The organism is Streptomyces sp. NBC_00016, assembly GCF_045040885.1.
GTDB classification, from domain to species: domain Bacteria; phylum Actinomycetota; class Actinomycetes; order Streptomycetales; family Streptomycetaceae; genus Streptomyces; species Streptomyces coriariae.
Genome location: NZ_CP108304.1, coordinates 3,447,937 through 3,464,141, shown reverse-complemented (window position 1 = coordinate 3,464,141; position 16,205 = coordinate 3,447,937). Strand labels below are relative to the sequence as shown.

The window sequence follows — 16,205 nt, the reverse complement described above, 5'->3', positions numbered from 1 at the left end:
CTGCATCGAAACCGAATTGGATACCCCCCTAGACAGTTGACGGTCCGTCGGTCTAGCGTGGTCGTCAACCCCCCTAGACAGTTCGGGCGGGCCACCCCTCTGCTGTCTAGGGGGGTATCCAGACTCAAGCGGTGCGGACTGAAAGCATCGCCGACCAAGTGAGGTTCACGAAATGCGTGTCATCCCCGTAGACGTCTCCGCTGCGACGCTCCTCGTCACCAAGCTGCCCGAGGTCAAGGTGAAGGACCGTCAGACCGGTGAGATCGCCATCGACCCGGTCACCAACGACCGGCTCATGGTGCTGGAGCTGGTGTTCATCGCGGCGGGCGGTTCGGACATGATCAAGGTCACCGTTCCTGAGAAGGGCATCGGTGAGGGCCTGGTGATGGGAGCTCCGGTCATCCTGCCCGGCCTCATCGCCCGGCCGTGGGAGAGCGAGTTCGGCGGGCGGATGCGTCACGGCATCGCCTACCGGGCGGACGCGGTCATGGTCAACGCCCCGGCTCCGGTGCAGGGCTGAACGCCATGACCAACACCGTCTGGACGCTGACACTGTGCCTGCTGGCACTCGCCGCCCTGCTGGTCCTGCGCCGCCGCGCACCGGTCGCGTTCTGGTGGCTCGTCGGCTACCCCTTCGTCGCGCTGCGCGTGCTCACCACCTACCGGGCCACGATGGACGCGTGCGGCCTGACGGTCCCGGCCTCGGCCGTCCGTCGGGCCACGGCCCGGATGATCGGGCGGGAGGCGGCCCCCGTCCCGCCTCGGCGGTCGCTGCCGTGGCCGACTGGGTCCGGGCTCGTGATGCGGCTGCGCATGGCGACCGGGCAGGCTCCCGAGGACTTCATGGCCTCGGCCGATCGGCTGCGCCACGCCTGGGCCGCGCACGCCGTGCACATCCGTCCGACCAAGCCGGGCTGGCTCGAACTGCGCCTGATCGGCTGGGACGTTCTCTCCGACGTGCAGCCCGCACGGCGGTGGAGGCAGCGCGGGCCGCTCACCCTTCCGCTGGCGCTTCGGGATGACGGACGGTGGCACGTGCGGGACTTCCGCGCCGTGCCTCATGAACTCATCCTCGGTGCGACGCAGTCCGGCAAGTCCGTGTACCTGCGGAACCTGGTGTGCGGCCTGGCCCGGCAACGGGTTGTGCTCGTCGGTGTCGACTGCAAATGGGGCGTCGAACTGGCTCCGTTCGCACCTCGGTTGTCTGCGCTCGCCGACACTCCGGACCGGGCGAACGAACTCCTTGACGTCCTGCTGGAAGAGATGGAGGCACGGTTTCGTCTGATCGGTCTCTCGTCTGCTGCGGGCCCGGACGCCGTGCTGACCTCGGACGTGTGGGGGCTGCCGGATGCGGTGAGGCCGGTGCCGGTCGTGGTCGTCGTCGACGAGGTCGCGGAACTCTTCCTCGCCGCGAGCCGCGATGACGAGAAGAGGCGGGATGCCATGGTCACCAAGTTGATCCGGATCGCCCAGCTCGGCCGTGCGGCCGGCATCTATCTCGAGGTGTGCGGGCAGCGCTTCGGCTCCGAACTCGGCAAGGGCGCGACCATGCTCCGCGCCCAGCTCACCGGCCGCATCTGCCACCGAGTCAATGACGAGTCCTCGGCGAACATGGCGCTCGCCGACATCTCCCCAGAAGCGGCCCTCGCCGCCACCTCCATCCCGGCCGAACGGCCCGGCGTCGCCATCGTCGGCGACTCCTCCGGCGGCTGGTCCCGCGCCCGCTCGCCGCATCTTTCCCTCGATGAGGCGGCGGCCATCTGCCGCGACACGGCCGCCCTGGTGCCGGAACTGCCCCGCCTCGACGCCTTCCGGCCCGTCGTCGCCGTCGAGTCCTCCAAGACGCTCACTCCGGCCGCTGTGCCCACCGCCCGGCCGGTGACCGAGTAGCCGCACCACCTTCCCCACGGCCGACGTGACCGCCTCGCGCCAAGTCCCTACCCCTCCCATGCCGCGAACCGGAAGGAAGCCCATGTCACGCCCCTCCATCGCCGAGGTCAGCGCACTCATCGCCGACCTGGCCGCGCTGCGCCAGAACCCGAACCGCACCTCCGCCGAGTACGCGGCGCTCATGAACCGCAAGGCAGACCTGTTGGAGCGCATCGCGGCTCGCACGCCTGGCGACGCCGACGCCGCCGAGGTGGCCCGTCTGGCCCGTGAGCGTGCCGACTCACTCAAGTCCGCCAACTGACCGCACGGAAGGGATCGCGAGCCGATGCGTGCCCAGCTCGCCCGCGTAGATGCGGTGATCGTCCAAGCCGTGATCGCGGGTGCCCTGTCCTTCTCGCACCTTCACGACCTCGCCGACGCGGCCGGACAGGGCGGCTGGAAGGCATGGGCGTATCCCGTGTCCGTTGACCTGCTGCTCGTCGCCGCCTGGCGCCGGATGCGCGAACAGCAGCGCGCCGGACAACCGGCCGGGGGACCGCGGCTGTGGTTCCTCATCGCCCTGGCCGCATCCCTCGGGGCCAACATCGCCACTGCCGGGCTCCTCGACCTGGACGACGTTCCCGCGTCGCTCCGCGTCGTGGTGGCCGGCTGGCCCGCCGTCGCCTTCTTCGGCGGAACCCTCCTCGCCCACACACCACGCACTCCGGACGCGCCCACGGCCATGGCTACGCCCGAGACGGACACCGAACCGGCCCACGTTCCGACTGCGGCCGACGCGCCCCAACACGACGCGCTTCCGGCCCTGGTCGCCGCCCCGGACTCCGATTCGGAGCTGGCCGCAACCCTCGAACCGGTCGCGGCTGTCCCCGCTCCGACGCCTGCCCCGGCCGTCACCCTCCCGCCCGCCCTCGTCGACCGCGCCCAGGCCCTGGCCGAGGAACACCGCGCCACCACCGGTCTCGCCGCCGACCCCGACGCCGTCCGCGTCCGGCTGGGCCTGCCTCCGTCCATGACGCCCGCTGTCGCCGCCCATCTCTGAGAAGGGACGAACACCGTGAACCCGCGCTTCCGCAACGTCCGCCGCATCGGCCCCGTGCAGGTCGCCTCCTACATCGCCCGCGGCCGCAACCGCCACCTCGCCGCCTGCACCGCGCCCCGCTGCGACTTCTCCACCGAGTACGACAGCCGCGCCGCCGCCGAGCTCGCCGCCCGTACCCACCGCTGCAAGGCCTGAGAAGGAGATCCCGCCATGGACGTCCCGCTCTGGTTCGCCGTCCTCGTCGTCGCCGTCCTCGGCATTCAGCTCGCCCGACCGCCGTGGTGGCTGGTCGCCCTGCTCCTCCTCGGCGGCTACCTCGTCGCCAACAGCGTCCTCGCCCCCGCCGTCGCCACGCTCCTCGACTGACCCACAGAAGGGACCGCCCCGTGTTCACCCCCAAGTACCCCCGCCCGGATACCGCCCCGATCCCCACCAGCACGCCCCCGGTGACCTACAGCCCGTCGGTCTACAACCCCACCGCCTACGCCCCGGCCCCGGTTCCGGCGGCCTCCGCCTCCAACCGGCCGACGGTCCAACTCACCCCGGGCAGCGTGCTCACCCTCGCCGCTGGTGGGGGAGCCCTGGTCCTGGTCGTCGGCGCGGTCCTGGTCTCCATGCTCCTCGCGGTCGCCATCACTGCCGCTTCAGTGGCCGTCTGCGCGGTCGTCATCCGCTCGATTCTCAGGAGCGACCGCCGCTGACCGCATCTGCGCAGCATCCCGGCCTGCCCACGCTGTCTAGCCCCCTACGCAGGCCGGGGTGCCCGTCCCGAACTTCCGCCCCTCCAAGGAGGCACCCGCACATGCGCCCCGAGGCTCCCACCGGAGCCATTCGCCAACTGGCAGCCCTCGCCCAGCACGGCGACCTCAGCACCTATGCACACCAGGTTCAGCGGCTCGGCGGCTGCGAGCGGCCCGTACGGATGGAGGGCCACCGCCTCGACGTCCACGCAGCAACCGGCGAAATCGTCCGCGAGATCTTCGACCACGACCTTCCTGCCGGACAGCTCCTCATCCGCTGCAACAACCGCCGCGCGACCCGCTGCGCCGCCTGCGCCGAGGTCTACCGCAAGGACACGTACCACCTCGTCACGGCCGGCCTCAGCGGTGGCAAGGGCATCAGCCCCGCCGTCGCCCAACACCCCCGCGTCTTCGCCACCTTCACCGCCCCGTCCTTCGGCCCCGTCCACAACCGGCCCGGCGCCGGTCGCTGCCGCTGTGGACGCCTCCACCCGGACGACGACCCCGCCCTCGGCACCCCGCTGAACCCCGAGCGCTACGACTACCGCGACGCCGTCCTCTGGAACGCGCACGCCGGTGCCCTGTGGGCCCGGTTCACCACCTACCTGCGCCAACAGATCGCTTCCCGTGGGGGCATCACCCGTTCCGAACTGCGCCACTGCCTCAAGCTCTCGTACGCCAAGGTCGCCGAATACCAGCGGCGCGGAGCCGTGCACTTCCATGCCGTGATCCGCCTCGACGGCCCCGAAGGTGCCGAGGACTCTCCGCCCGTCTGGGCCACGACAGAGCTCCTCACCGACGCGATCCGCTCGGCCGTCCGGCTCGCCGAGACCCCCGGCCCGACCCTCGATGGCCGCGCCCACACCTTCCGCTTCGGCGAACAGCTCGACATCCGCCCCATCCGCTCCGCCGACTTCACCGGAACCACCGACCTGACCAGCCGGGCCGTCGCCGCCTACATCGCCAAGTACGCCACCAAGGGAGCGGAAAGCGCGACCGGCACCATCGACCGCCCGATCCGCAACCCCATCACCGACCTGATCGGCACTGACGTCACCGACCACGCCCGCCGGATGATCCTCACCTGCTGGCACCTAGGAGGACTGCCCGAACTCGAAGAACTCCGGCTGCGCAAGTGGGCCCACATGCTCGGCTTCCGCGGCCACTTCTCCACCAAGTCCCGCGCGTATTCCGTCACCCTCGGCGCCCTCCGCCAGGAACGCGCCGACCACAACGAAGCACTCACCCGCGAACGAGCAGCCCTGGCTGGCCACCCCCTCCCGGACCCGGACACCGTCCTGGTCCTCTCGCACTGGCGATTCGCTGGTACCGGCCTGACCGCCGCCGAATCCTGGCTCGCCACCTCACGGCGACCCGACACCCCAGACACGGAAGGAGAGTTGGCGTGGACCGTCGACGAGACGAACTGATGACCGTCAAGCAGATCCTCGCCGAGCTGGGCGGAGTCTCCCGCCGCACCTTCTACCGTTGGCGCGAGCTGGGACAGGCTCCGGAGGCGATCAAGCTTCCGAACGGTGAACTCCGCTTCTGGCGCAGTGACTTCACCTCGTGGCTCCACGGACTCGGGGAGGCGGCGTGAAGTCCCATGACGTGAAGGTGTGGAGCATCCGCAAGCGGCCGTACAAGACGCCGTCGTACGACGTGCGATGGAAAGTCGGCGACGTCCCGCCGTTTTCCGAGACCTTCCGGACCAAGGCGCTCGCCGACAACTTCCGCGCGAAGCTGCTCAGGGCTGCGCAAAAGGGCGAGGCATTCGATACGGAAACCGGTCTGCCGGACTCGATGGCGCCGATCAAAGAGTCCCTCACCTGGTACGACTTCGCGCGGGCGTACGTCGCCATGAAATGGCCGCACGCCGCTCCGAACTCCCGCGACAGCCTGAACGAGACGATGACGCTCGTCACGACTCAACTGCTGGGGGATCGGCCCGGTCGTCCGGCAGACGATGTCTTGAGGCGTGCCCTACGCGGCTGGGCCTTCGTCGTCCAGGCCCCGGACGAGGAGGCCCCGCCGGTGGACATGGCCAACGCCCTCCGATGGGTCGCCAAGGCTTCACTGCCGCTGACGACGCTCAAGAACCCGGCAGGCATCCGCAGCGTTCTCGACTCGCTCAAGCTCACCCTTGCCGGAGCTCCGGCCGCCGCCGAGACGGTGCGGCGCAAGCGGGCTGTCCTCTTCAACGCCCTGGCCTACGCGGTCGAGTTGGGGGAGCTCCCGGAGAACCCGGTCACGCTCGTGAAGTGGAAGCTGCCCAAGGTCACGAAGGAAGTTGACCGCCGAGTCGTGGTGAACCCCCGGCAGGCGGCTGAGCTTCTGGGCGCAGTCTCGTACGTCGGTGGCTACCGCCGGGCCCGTGGGCGCCGACTCGTCGCACTCTTCGCCTGCATGTACTTCGGCGGGCTGCGGCCGGCGGAAGCCGTGGCTCTGCGCCGTCCGGACTGCACGCTGCCGGACAAAGGGTGGGGCTCGCTGATCCTGGAGAAGAGCCGCCCTACCGTTGGGAAGCGCTGGACTGGAACGGGCGAGGTACACGACAACCGCGGCCTCAAGAATCGACCCGCCAACGAGACCCGCATCGTTCCGGCTCCGCCCCGCCTGGTGCGCATGCTCCGGGCTCACATCGAGGAATTCGGTATGGCCGCAGACGGCCGACTGTTCGCCAATGAACGCGGGGGAGTGGTCGCCTCGACAACGTATTGGCGTGTCTGGGACGAGGCGCGGCACCTGGCGCTCACCCCGGAGCAGGTGGCCTCTCCGCTCGCCGCTCGGCCGTACGACCTGCGTCACGCCGCGCTCTCCTCGTGGCTCAACGCCGGCGTGGACCCCACCGAGGTTGCGGAGCGCGCAGGCAACAGCGTCGAAGTGCTGCTGAGCCGGTACGCCAAGTGCCTCGACGGTCGGCAGGACGTCGCCAATCGCCGGATCGCCGAACTCCTTGGCGAGGACGACGGCCAGGAGAACGAGCCCGGCAACGGGCTCTGATAGCGACACACGTACTGCGGCATGATGGCCCCTGGACTACGGTCCGGGGGCCTCGTCGTTTTCCGGGGTTGACCTGCTGATTCCTGGTCGGCGGCCAGTCCACGCATAGTCCACAGCACCCGACATACGGCCGCTCCGAGCGGCATACCGCTGCACATACGCCAAGACCCCGTCCTCAGCGAAAGCGCTGGTGGCGGGGTCTTTGGGCACCTCATTCAAGGTGCCCCCGGCAGGATTCGAACCTGCGCACACGGCTCCGGAGCCCAGGTGAGAGCGAGGGGCTCCGGAGCCTCTGACCTGCGGGGGAGCGGTGCCAGAGAGCAACCCAGACGAAGATCATTACGCCCCTATTACGTGGGCGCTCTGTCCGGCGGTGGGGCTGCGCCGTATGGTCGGAGACATGATCTCGGGCAGCGGCGGGGAAGTGCACGGCGGCGGTACGGAGTTCACGGCGGAGGGGATGGAAGTCGTCCTCCGCGAGGCGTGCGAGGCAGCCGGACTGGACTCGACTGGGGCGGAACTGCTGCGTCTGGGATCCAACGCGGTTTACCGGTTGGCGTCCTTACCGGTCATCGTCCGCATCGCGCGTGACCCGGCCGTTCTCGCCGAGATGGAACGCGCCGTGGACGTCGCCCGGTGGTTGGAGACGGTCGACTTCCCGGCGACGCGTGTCCTGGTTGGCGTCGCTCAGCCCATTGCCGTGCGCGGACTGGTGGTGACCTTTTGGGAGAGCGTCCAGGAGCGCGAGGAGTACGCGACGATCGGCGAACTGGCCGACCTGCTCCGCCGGTTCCACTGGCTCGAAGAACCCGAGTCGCTGCGGCTCCCGTACTTCGACCCCCTGGCCAAGCTGTCGGCGTCGTTGGACGGTCTGACTGATGTCTCCGAGGAGGACCGGTCCTTCCTGGAGGAGCGGGCGGCCAAGCTTGCGAAGGATTACGACCGACTGGACTTCGTCCTTCCCTTCGGTCTGATCCACGGGGATGCCAACATTGGGAATGTCCTCCGTCACCGAGACGGCCATGCGGTCCTCATCGACCTCGACGGCCTCGCCCTCGCCCCGCGCGAGTGGGACCTGATCCTGACCGCGATTTACTACGACCGGTACGGCTGGCACACGAAGGCGCAGTACGCCGAATTCGTCCACCGATACGGCTTCGACCTCATGAACTGGCCCGGATACGAGACCTTGGCCGACCTACGAGAACTGATGATGGTCGCGTGGATCGGCCACCAGGTGGGCACCAGCGAGCGCTTCGCCGCAGAGTTCGCTCGACGTATGCGGTCTCTGCGAACGTGCGAGGGCCGCGACACTTGGGGAGCCTTCTAAACGCTGGCGGTGCAACGCGGTCACTGGCCCGCGAGGGGTGTGCTAACTCCCCGCGGCAATCCACAACCTGTGTTCTCGCGCTTCTTCTGCAAGGTCACGCGCTGCGGCATTGGGGCCGGCCGCGCTCAGGTTCTGGCGGAACTCGGCGAGGTAGCTGATGCACCGCGCAGACTTCAGCTGCTCACCGAGATCCATGGCGTCGAGAGCGACGCGGCACGCCTCCTCGATGTCACCCGCGCGCAAGTGAGCGTCGGCCAGAACCATGGTCGCGAAGAAGTCGCTTCGTACGTGACTGCCGCTCATGGCGTTCTCTGCATGCGCTACGGCCTGGCGAGCCCTGTTGACGTCACGGAAGCAGTGGGCGGCCTCTGCGGCCAGCTCTGCTTCGTCGAAGTAGCTGATCCACTCCGGCTCGTCCTCGCTGTTCCGACTCTCAAGCGCCTTGGTTGCCGCGCTCAGAGCGGCCTCGCAGGCTGCGACATCCCCGGTGCGAGCAAAGGCGCGGGCCTCCATTGCATGGAACTGAGCCCGCAGTGTGGGCGTGGCCACGGGGGAGATACCCATGAGCGCTGCGCGGGCAAGAGTGGCGGCCTGGGTGTACCGCCCCAGGAAGGTCGCCTGGTGACTCATCGCAGACAGGATGCTGCCCGCTAGCCGGCGGTCGTTGGCGTCCTGGGCGAGGCGGAGAGCCTGAAGGAAGTACCTCTGGGCAAGTCCGTGGCGACAGGCGTCATACGACATCCAACCGGCGAGGAGCGTGGCTTCGGCAACGGTGGAGAAGAGGGCCCGGCCTACCTGCTCGGTGTACCGACCGCGCAGAAGTGGGGTCACATCGTTGTTGAGGTACTGGATGACCGAGTGACGCGCGTGGTCTCCACCGAACTGGTCGTCGAGCTGGGCGAACATGTCCGCCGTGGTTTTGATGGCGGCCACGTCGCCGAGACCGACGCGCACCCCCTCGTTGCGTGGGCGAGGAATGCCCGGCTCTGGTGCAACCAGCCACCGAAGGGACGCCTCGTTCCACGCAGGCTCGGACGGCTCCGCCGTGAGTAGCGGGTCGTATTGATTGAGATCTGCGCGCCACAACTGGCCGACTGCCTGAATGGCGTCGTCCGGACTGGCGGGATACGCAGCGTCGAGTACCGGAGAGTCCTGTGGTTCTCCATGACTCAGACCGAGCTCCGCCGCGCTCACGGCGAACGCGTCGCAGAGAAGCGGCCCGTAGAAGTCGTCCGGAGTGCTGTGCCCGTTCTCCCAACTGGCGATACGCCGCTTAACGCTGGCGTCTGATGGGAGCTGATGACCACGCTGGGCGGCTGCCTGGCGTAACTCTCTCACCAAACGCGGCTGACTCCAGCCACGGTCGGCGCGAGCCTCGCGTAAGCGGGCACTGGTCGGCTTCATGAAGACGTGACCCTTCACTCCCGTGCGCATGCGCCGGCGTGGCAACTCGGCCTGTCCGATCGAATGTACGCGCTGGTGATTGCTTCTCGCAGGCAGTAATCGGAGATCGTCCACGCATAGTGGGTGACGGGGGATGACGTGGCGCGCGTGGACGCGTCATCCCCCGTCACCCCTCGTCATCTGCCCTGGCCAGGTACTGGGCCGTGAGTCTGGATTCACGGCGGCATCGGGGCCGCTCGGTACTCGGGCTGAGGGTGAGACGACGTGCAGAGGATGACCAGGCGGGGCATGGAGTGGCTGTCCGCGGCGGCGGACAACCCGGCCGAATGTCGACAGGTTTGGGCGGATGACCCACGGATGCCGTGCCTGCTGCCGACCGGCCGCTTCTTCGACGTGGTGAGCGTGGAGCAGCGCCTCGGAATGGAGATGTTTGATCGTCTCCAGCGCACCGGGATGCCGCACGGGCCCTCGGTCATCGACCGGAAGGCGCAGAGAGTTGGCTTCTTCCTCTGCTCGGAAAGCCGGGAGACCTTCGCGTTCTATTTGGGACGCGAGACGGACTCTCCGCCGTCGTTCCGGTACCTTGGCGAAGGTTCTGCCGTTGTCGTGCCGGGTCCTATCCCCCTGTCGGAAGACCGCTACCAGTGGCTTCGCGCCCCGACGCGCCGGCCGGAGGCCAACCCACTGCGCCCAGTCGCCCTCGCGACCGCACTGGTCGCCTCTGCGGAGCTCCTTGCCAGACTCGACCGCTTCGACGAGCGATACCCGACTCCCTACTCGGCGGTCGCTGCGCTTCCCGAGGAGACGACCACTGATGGCGGGTGAGTCGACCGACGGACGCGACACCGCCACGTGGTCACCTCTCGACAGCGACGCGTGGTACGCGACACGCAACGCGACCACCGCATTGCGGGATGCCCTCGTTCGCGCCGGTCTGGAGAAGGACTTCCCTTACCTGCGCGCGGACTTGAATGCGTTCGGACACGGCCTGGTGGAGCTGGGTCGGGTATCCCCAGACACGGCCGAGCGCCTCGCTGAGCTCTTGCGCCTGGCACTGGCGAGCGGATTCGGCGGAGACCGCATCGACGACGGACACGCACAGACCACTGCCGAAGAACACCAGGGAAGGACCTGACACCATGACCGACCGGCGAGGAGTGGTGGCCAAACGCGCGGAGGACTTGGTGGCCGGCGTGCCCTACGTCCGCGGCTGGAACCGCGCACGACGAAGCGCCGGCACTCTCGCCGATCAACTCGTGCTGCTCGGCTTGGACTCCGACTTTCCCGGACTGGTGGCCGACGTGAACGTCTTCGGTGACGGCCTGGTGCAGTTCGGGACCGTTCGCCCTGAAGCAGCCCAACTGCTGGCGACGCTGATCGTGGCCGGGCTGCAAGAAGAGCTGCACGGCACGACGGCTGAAACGCCCCTGGTCGCTGAAGGGGGAGCACCTGCGGCCTGAACTCCCTCGGCACCAGTTGACTGCGGTCCGAGCGTACTCCCGTGATCAGTTGGCCTGCCCCGTACGACACCGCTCCCAGCGCTGCTGTACGGGGCCCTCTGCTATCCCGGCACATCGTGTGACCTGTTGCTTGGCCGGGACCGGCGCCCCAGCGCCGCAGCCCGGACGAAGCAACAGGCGGACTGATGGCAAGGGTTTGGAAGCCGCGAACGTTTGGAGCGGCCTTGGGAGCCTGGGAGAACGATCGTTCCGTGGCTGTGTTGGTGGTCATCGTTCATCGTGATTCACCGCTTGTCAGATTTGGCGACCTAGCTTCCGGAGTCCAGTAGTTGAGCAATAGCGCTACCGACGACTTCTTTGCCTAGATAGAAGCGTGCATCATGAGGACTAGAACCATTGTCAACTGTATAGGAACTTTCAAACAAGGCCGCTTCCGGGCGGCCAGCGTCAAAGAAACGCTGAATATTTGGTCGAGCGGCCACTATGTCATTCCGGTCGACCAAATTTATCCACTTCTCAACAGAAGGGAACTGCGCTCCCTTCGAAAGACGGTTTCGAATAGTCCGCAGTCCGAGGGGGCTCCCCAGTGTTATGAACAAAGGGATCCGCTGGGATCGATCCCGCAACAACTCGTAGGCCACGACTGAGCCAAGGCTATGACTAACTACAATTTTTGGATCAGAGTCTAGCAATGCTTCGACTCGACTCAAGACCTTCTTTCGCACGGCATCGTTGGACATATATGCTCCGACCTGAGTGATGGCTTTATTGAATCGACCAACAACGGCAAGGCCACCTCGGGTCATCCAAGGGATCCTATCTATCCCTCTCACGGCTAGCACGGCACCACTTCTGAGGCCTTGAGATTCGCCGGTTGCGCGCAGCGCTGCCAGCTCCATTGCGGCGTTCCCGGCGTCTCTCTCGTTACAAGATTCCGTGGCGTTCTCTAGCCACTCAGTTGCGAGAGATTCGATAGTCGCATCATCAGTGTCGATGAGAATGCCATCAGTGGCCCCCTGAGATCCCTTTCTGATGAACTCATTCCCGTAGAAGGCCATACGCGTATCCAGAGAACCGGGGCGCTGGGCACGCCACAACCGGTCAGCCAATTCGGGGAAGCCGGCGTTCCGGACGCCTCCCGCAAGCGCAGGAACCCACTCAGCCTCAAGCGCGTCGGCTGACCGCTGCTCTTGGGCTATGCCGTGTACAAGAACGATGTCTACCATGAAGCTACTCTGGCACATCCTGATCGGCGAGGAGTCAAGGTTCCGCAGACACCTGGCGGAGACCGACCTTCGTCAGCCATCCTGGTTTCATGCAGCAGCGCTATGCACTTGTCATCGCCTCCCAATGCGACGCCCTTCCGCCGCTGACCTTCGTGGAAGCTCTTGGCGACGATCTATCGAAGGTCCTCTTGGATCCGGAGCGAGGATGCTGCCAATCAACCGCCGGTGGTCTCCTCGTAGACCCAAGTCGCGAACAGGTGATCGAGCAGGTTGATGCGGCGTTTCGTGAGGCCGACGATGCTGGCGCACTTTTGATCTTGGCATTCATCGGGCACGGTATTGCGGTCGATGAAGACTTTTATTTCCTAGCGAAAGATTCGCAAGGGATAGGTTCTTCACGAAAGGACGTCCACCTGTCGCAGCTACTGAAGGAGAATCTCCGTGCCAGCAGTAATCTCGACGGCCTGGGAGTTCTGCTAGATACCTGCCACTCGGGTAAAGGTGCAAGCCAGGTATCACAGTGGCGTGAAGTTGGGCTTGGTTCGCACCTTAGAAGGTACGAGATACTCACGTCTGCAGCTGACCAACCTGCGTTCGATGGAATTTTTACGAGAACAATTACTTCGATCTTCCGAGATGGGATACCATCGGTAGGAGCCTATCTAAGAGCAGCTGAACTCCGAGCACCTTTGCAAAGTGCTTGTGTAGGGCAAAGGCCACAACGTATCGCACATGATGGCGGGGTTTGGGCGCCGCGGGATGATAAGGGGATCTGGTTCTCTTATAACGTGGCAGCAAGCTCCGTATCTGATGAAAGTGCAGTGCAAAACACCGTAGAAATACAAGACAGGCTAAGGCAACTTCCGGGTCGAGACCGGGATAATCTGTTTGATCTATGGAGGAGCTCACCGGGCGAAGTGGGCCGGATAGTAACAGAGCTCACCGGTATAAGCGAAATGCCTGTCGATGTCTTGACGTCGTGGAGTCAGGAACCTCCGGTCTGGCTTGACACAGCTTCCATGCCAGCAGTCTTGGCCGCTGCTATCTTGACGAGTTCCTACGGACTCATGAATTTTTCTGCCAGGATGTACGAGAAAATGGCAGAGATTGAGCCAAGTTCTGCTACCTGGTTCTGCCGTGCTTCTGCATACTATTTCTTCGACGAGAATCCGCAGCAGGCCGGCACTGTGCTAAACAGGGCATCGGCATTGTTGTTTGAGCAGGCGAGCTCAATGCGAGCAATGGCTGCTGTACTCGAAGAGGACTGGAATTCCCTCGACATGGAGCTTGCTTCATGGAGGCCGGAAGAGGCCGAAGACAGAGTTATCTGGCTAAATCTGAAAGTGCGGCACATATTTCTTTCGCCTGAAGACGTCATTATCACCCTCAAGATGCTAGATGACGCTGTGGCGGTGACCGGAGAAATCCTTGCTGTGGAATGGCTTCCTGGCGTTGGCATTCAGCACGCACGCTATTTGCTTGAGAGGGCTAGGCGATCTTGGTCATCCCATCCGCTCACAGACTTTTATAAAGCAGCTGACCTCGCAATTAGAGCTCGGGATGAGCGGAGATCGTGGAACGGCGACAGCGGTGAGGCTGTTGCGCTTGCTTGTCAAGCTCTACTCGAAGCTGGTGACCCAGACCGGGTCCTGCTACTCGGTACCTACGGAAGCGGCGGTCAGGCCCTTCAGCCAGAGGCAGATGTACTCGAGGTTCGAGAAGCCGTAGCCCTTGCCAAGATTGCTCTGGGCCAGCATGAAGAAGCGGCGAAAATCGCTGAAACTCTCACTAATCCGTACAATCGTGCGCGTATCCTAGCCCTGGCTTCTCGGCGATCCGGTCGGGAATCGGAGTCTCTATGGCGTGAGGCTCTGGCAGCGGCTACAGAAGAACACGAAGAGGTAATTGCCCTCTCAGGCTTGGCTCGATGCGGTGTAGATAACCTTCCTGAGCTAGCCAAGTACGCTGATCGGCATCCCGACGTAGTAGCCGAGATCAGAGCCATTGCAGACGTAGCGAGTGGCAGGCGAACTGGCCCGGGAATTCGTGCCCTGCAAGCAAAGGCCAGTAGTTCCGAATCTGCAGCTATCTCATTGGCTATGGCCTACATGTCCATCGATGACACAGATGGCGCTGTCGAAGCTTACGAAAGGGCGGCAGAGGATTTCCGAGATATTGCCTATAGATATGAAGCTGTGCGTGTGCTCTACCGGGCAGGTCGCTTTGACGAAGCTCGACAAAAAGTCAACTCATTGTTGGCCGTAGCGTCAGCACTCTGGTCGGGTAGAGTCCAGGCTCTGAGGCTCGCTGTCGACCTGTCATTGAGGGCAGAAGATCCAGAGAATTCACTGCGCCTTCTCCGTGCTTTGCTGGAAGAGGATGCAAAAGATGCCACTGCTCGCTGGAGGCTGGTCAGGCTCCTTCTGGAGCAGCAGGAAGTGAGTGCCGCATGGCGCGTCTTTAATGATCACTTTGAGTCGCTGGAACCATCGACTTCGGGTGAGGCGTGCGCCTGGATGCAAATGCACGTCGAAAAATCTTCAGATGCTGAAGGTGTCATCGCGGGGTGTTTGCGTCTGATGCGCCAGTTTCCTGATTCTGAGGTGGTCTCAGCGCAAGCTTGTATGGCAATTTTGAGACCCCAGTATGAGTCAGTCGAACTCACAGAAGAGCTTGCCGCTGAGATGAGGCAGGCGCACGAGGCTTTCTTCTTGCGTTGGCCTGACAGTCCGTATTTCAAGAAACTGGATGCGAGTAATCCGGCGGAAGTTATCCGCTACATGACCGACATGGTTAAGGTCGATGAAGAGGAAGCGCGTCGGCGACGGCAGCTTACGACTGCTCTCACCCTCGGTCAGCTGCCTACCGGTTTTCTGGCCATGTACGCTAGAAAATCTTACTCGCAGGCACTTGTGACTCGATCCACGGGAATGGTGACGGCCTGGAGTCATGACCCACAAGAAAACCTCGTATGCCTCGGGCATGCTAGGGAGCACTTTGGTAAATCGGCTATTTTCGACCTGAGCGCGGCTGTGGTGAGTAATGAGCTTCCGTCCGCGATTAGAGGGGAAGTTATAAACTACTTTCAAAGCCTGAGTACGACCAACTCGGCCCTAAGGGACGCAAGAGACGCTCTTCAGTACGTCGATCCCCGAAGTACATCCACTTGGGGATGGAGTGAAGTCAGTAATTCTGGGCGCCTCTTTGAAATCCCAAAGCATGTCGCCGAGAAGCGTGCGCGGGATGCTGTGGCTGTTTTTGACTTTGTTGCTGAAAGTCGGATTAGGGCGAGGCCTGCGGAGCGAATTCTTTCGCGCATACCCGAAGAACTTGGTGCCCCGTGGCTGGCTCCTGCAGATTTGGCTAAGTCTAGTGGTCTTCCTCTGTGGGTAGATGACAGTGCCCTGGGTAGGCTAGTTCGGTCCGCAGGAGTCATGACCATTTCCACGCCAGCTATTTTGCAAGTGTTGGTCGAGCGCGGAGTTCTTTCCAGTGATGATTATGAGGAGTCTGTACGTCATCTAATTTCCCAAAACGTAGGTGACGTGCCTCTGTCGCTTCCGCGACTACTTGAGATGGCAAGGGAGGAGGTGTTCCAGGACGGGGCTGTGGCGTCAGTTCTTGCTAGGCCAGCGACTTGGATCAATTTTGGTAACGGTCTAAGCGTGCTTGAAGGTCTACTAAAAGAAGTAGCGCGTCATGATTCTGGCCTGGTACCCATTTGGGTTGCTAGGGCGATCAGCGGAGCAGCTTACGCTGGCGCTTCAGACAGTTTGGCACGCCATGAGATGCTCGCTCGAATTATTGCGCTCTCCTTGCACGCTTCCGGTCATCAGGGTGAAGCAGTACGAGATTTGTTCGCCGCCTGCAGAGAAGCCCTGGATGGATGTGCTGCTGAATGTGAGAAAATAGATCCGATGGAAAAGGCTGTGATTATACTGCGAGATTCGATGATCAAGATATACCCTCCTGCTATGGCGAATCAGTATGTTCTTGGTGTGATTTCTAAGCTTGAGGAGTCGGACAGAAGGAAAATCTTGCGTTCCCTGCTGCGCTAAGGGTCAAAACGGGTGGTACTGCAGTGGCCTCGCTACTTTGTTGCCGCGCAGTCAT

At 64.1% G+C, this 16,205-nt stretch carries 17 protein-coding genes; 15 read left to right on the top strand and 2 right to left on the bottom strand.

All coding sequences use genetic code 11. The features are described from left to right. Nucleotides 1-172 precede the first annotated feature (172 nt). The 11 genes from OG933_RS15145 to OG933_RS15095 all read left to right on the top strand — a co-directional run bounded on the left by OG933_RS15145 (nt 173) and on the right by OG933_RS15095 (nt 8,002). Nucleotides 173-520, top strand: a complete 348-nt coding sequence (locus OG933_RS15145; RefSeq protein ID WP_069768393.1) for a hypothetical protein — start codon at nt 173-175, stop codon at nt 518-520. 5 nt (nt 521-525) lie between these two features. After that, nucleotides 526-1,890: an FtsK/SpoIIIE domain-containing protein gene (locus OG933_RS15140; protein WP_405627452.1), complete on the top strand. Its 1,365-nt coding sequence runs from the start codon at nt 526-528 to the stop codon at nt 1,888-1,890. A gap of 82 nt (nt 1,891-1,972) precedes the next feature. Further along, entirely contained in the window at nt 1,973-2,191 is a 219-nt protein-coding gene (locus OG933_RS15135) for a hypothetical protein (RefSeq protein WP_266728568.1), read from the top strand. A gap of 24 nt (nt 2,192-2,215) precedes the next feature. Next, a complete protein-coding gene (locus OG933_RS15130; protein ID WP_405627450.1) occupies nt 2,216-2,929 on the top strand; it encodes a DUF2637 domain-containing protein in 714 nt (237 codons plus the stop codon). Between the two features lie 15 nt (nt 2,930-2,944). Beyond that, on the top strand, nt 2,945-3,124 hold the full coding sequence (locus OG933_RS15125) for a mobile element transfer protein (RefSeq protein WP_030795965.1): 180 nt from the start codon (nt 2,945-2,947) through the stop codon (nt 3,122-3,124). Between the two features lie 15 nt (nt 3,125-3,139). Next, a complete protein-coding gene (locus OG933_RS15120; RefSeq protein ID WP_167795700.1) occupies nt 3,140-3,295 on the top strand; it encodes a hypothetical protein in 156 nt (51 codons plus the stop codon). Nucleotides 3,296-3,315: 20 nt separating this feature from the next. Continuing rightward, on the top strand, nt 3,316-3,630 hold the full coding sequence (locus tag OG933_RS15115) for a SpdD protein (protein WP_405627449.1): 315 nt from the start codon (nt 3,316-3,318) through the stop codon (nt 3,628-3,630). A gap of 101 nt (nt 3,631-3,731) precedes the next feature. Then, nucleotides 3,732-5,099, top strand: coding sequence for a replication initiator (locus OG933_RS15110; RefSeq protein ID WP_405627447.1), 1,368 nt, complete (start codon nt 3,732-3,734; stop codon nt 5,097-5,099). Beyond that, nucleotides 5,099-5,269, top strand: a complete 171-nt coding sequence (locus tag OG933_RS15105) for a helix-turn-helix transcriptional regulator (protein ID WP_389054698.1) — start codon at nt 5,099-5,101, stop codon at nt 5,267-5,269. The genes OG933_RS15110 and OG933_RS15105 overlap by 1 nt, the downstream gene beginning before the upstream one ends. Continuing rightward, nucleotides 5,266-6,672: a tyrosine-type recombinase/integrase gene (locus OG933_RS15100; protein ID WP_405627446.1), complete on the top strand. Its 1,407-nt coding sequence runs from the start codon at nt 5,266-5,268 to the stop codon at nt 6,670-6,672. The genes OG933_RS15105 and OG933_RS15100 overlap by 4 nt, the downstream gene beginning before the upstream one ends. A gap of 400 nt (nt 6,673-7,072) precedes the next feature. Next, on the top strand, nt 7,073-8,002 hold the full coding sequence (locus OG933_RS15095; protein ID WP_405633394.1) for a phosphotransferase family protein: 930 nt from the start codon (nt 7,073-7,075) through the stop codon (nt 8,000-8,002). A 42-nt stretch (nt 8,003-8,044) separates the two neighbouring features. On the opposite strand, the gene OG933_RS15090 is transcribed toward OG933_RS15095, so the two are convergent. After that, nucleotides 8,045-9,406, bottom strand: a complete 1,362-nt coding sequence (locus tag OG933_RS15090) for a hypothetical protein (RefSeq protein WP_405627445.1) — start codon at nt 9,404-9,406, stop codon at nt 8,045-8,047. A 264-nt stretch (nt 9,407-9,670) separates the two neighbouring features. Here OG933_RS15090 and OG933_RS15085 point away from each other — a divergent pair, with 264 nt between their 5' ends. The 3 genes from OG933_RS15085 to OG933_RS15075 are packed head-to-tail and all read left to right on the top strand — an operon-like array spanning nt 9,671 to nt 10,866. After that, nucleotides 9,671-10,231, top strand: coding sequence for a bifunctional DNA primase/polymerase (locus OG933_RS15085; protein WP_405627444.1), 561 nt, complete (start codon nt 9,671-9,673; stop codon nt 10,229-10,231). After that, nucleotides 10,221-10,541 (top strand): hypothetical protein, encoded by a 321-nt coding sequence (locus OG933_RS15080; protein ID WP_405627443.1) that lies wholly within the window; start codon nt 10,221-10,223, stop codon nt 10,539-10,541. Before OG933_RS15085 ends, OG933_RS15080 begins: the two co-directional genes overlap by 11 nt. Nucleotides 10,542-10,545: 4 nt before the next feature. Next, on the top strand, nt 10,546-10,866 hold the full coding sequence (locus tag OG933_RS15075) for a hypothetical protein (protein ID WP_405627441.1): 321 nt from the start codon (nt 10,546-10,548) through the stop codon (nt 10,864-10,866). 308 nt (nt 10,867-11,174) lie between these two features. Here OG933_RS15075 and OG933_RS15070 read toward each other — a convergent pair whose 3' ends face one another. Next, on the bottom strand, nt 11,175-12,092 hold the full coding sequence (locus OG933_RS15070; protein WP_405627439.1) for a hypothetical protein: 918 nt from the start codon (nt 12,090-12,092) through the stop codon (nt 11,175-11,177). Between the two features lie 89 nt (nt 12,093-12,181). Here OG933_RS15070 and OG933_RS15065 point away from each other — a divergent pair, with 89 nt between their 5' ends. Next, nucleotides 12,182-16,150: a PIN domain-containing protein gene (locus OG933_RS15065; RefSeq protein WP_405627437.1), complete on the top strand. Its 3,969-nt coding sequence runs from the start codon at nt 12,182-12,184 to the stop codon at nt 16,148-16,150. Nucleotides 16,151-16,205 lie beyond the last annotated feature (55 nt).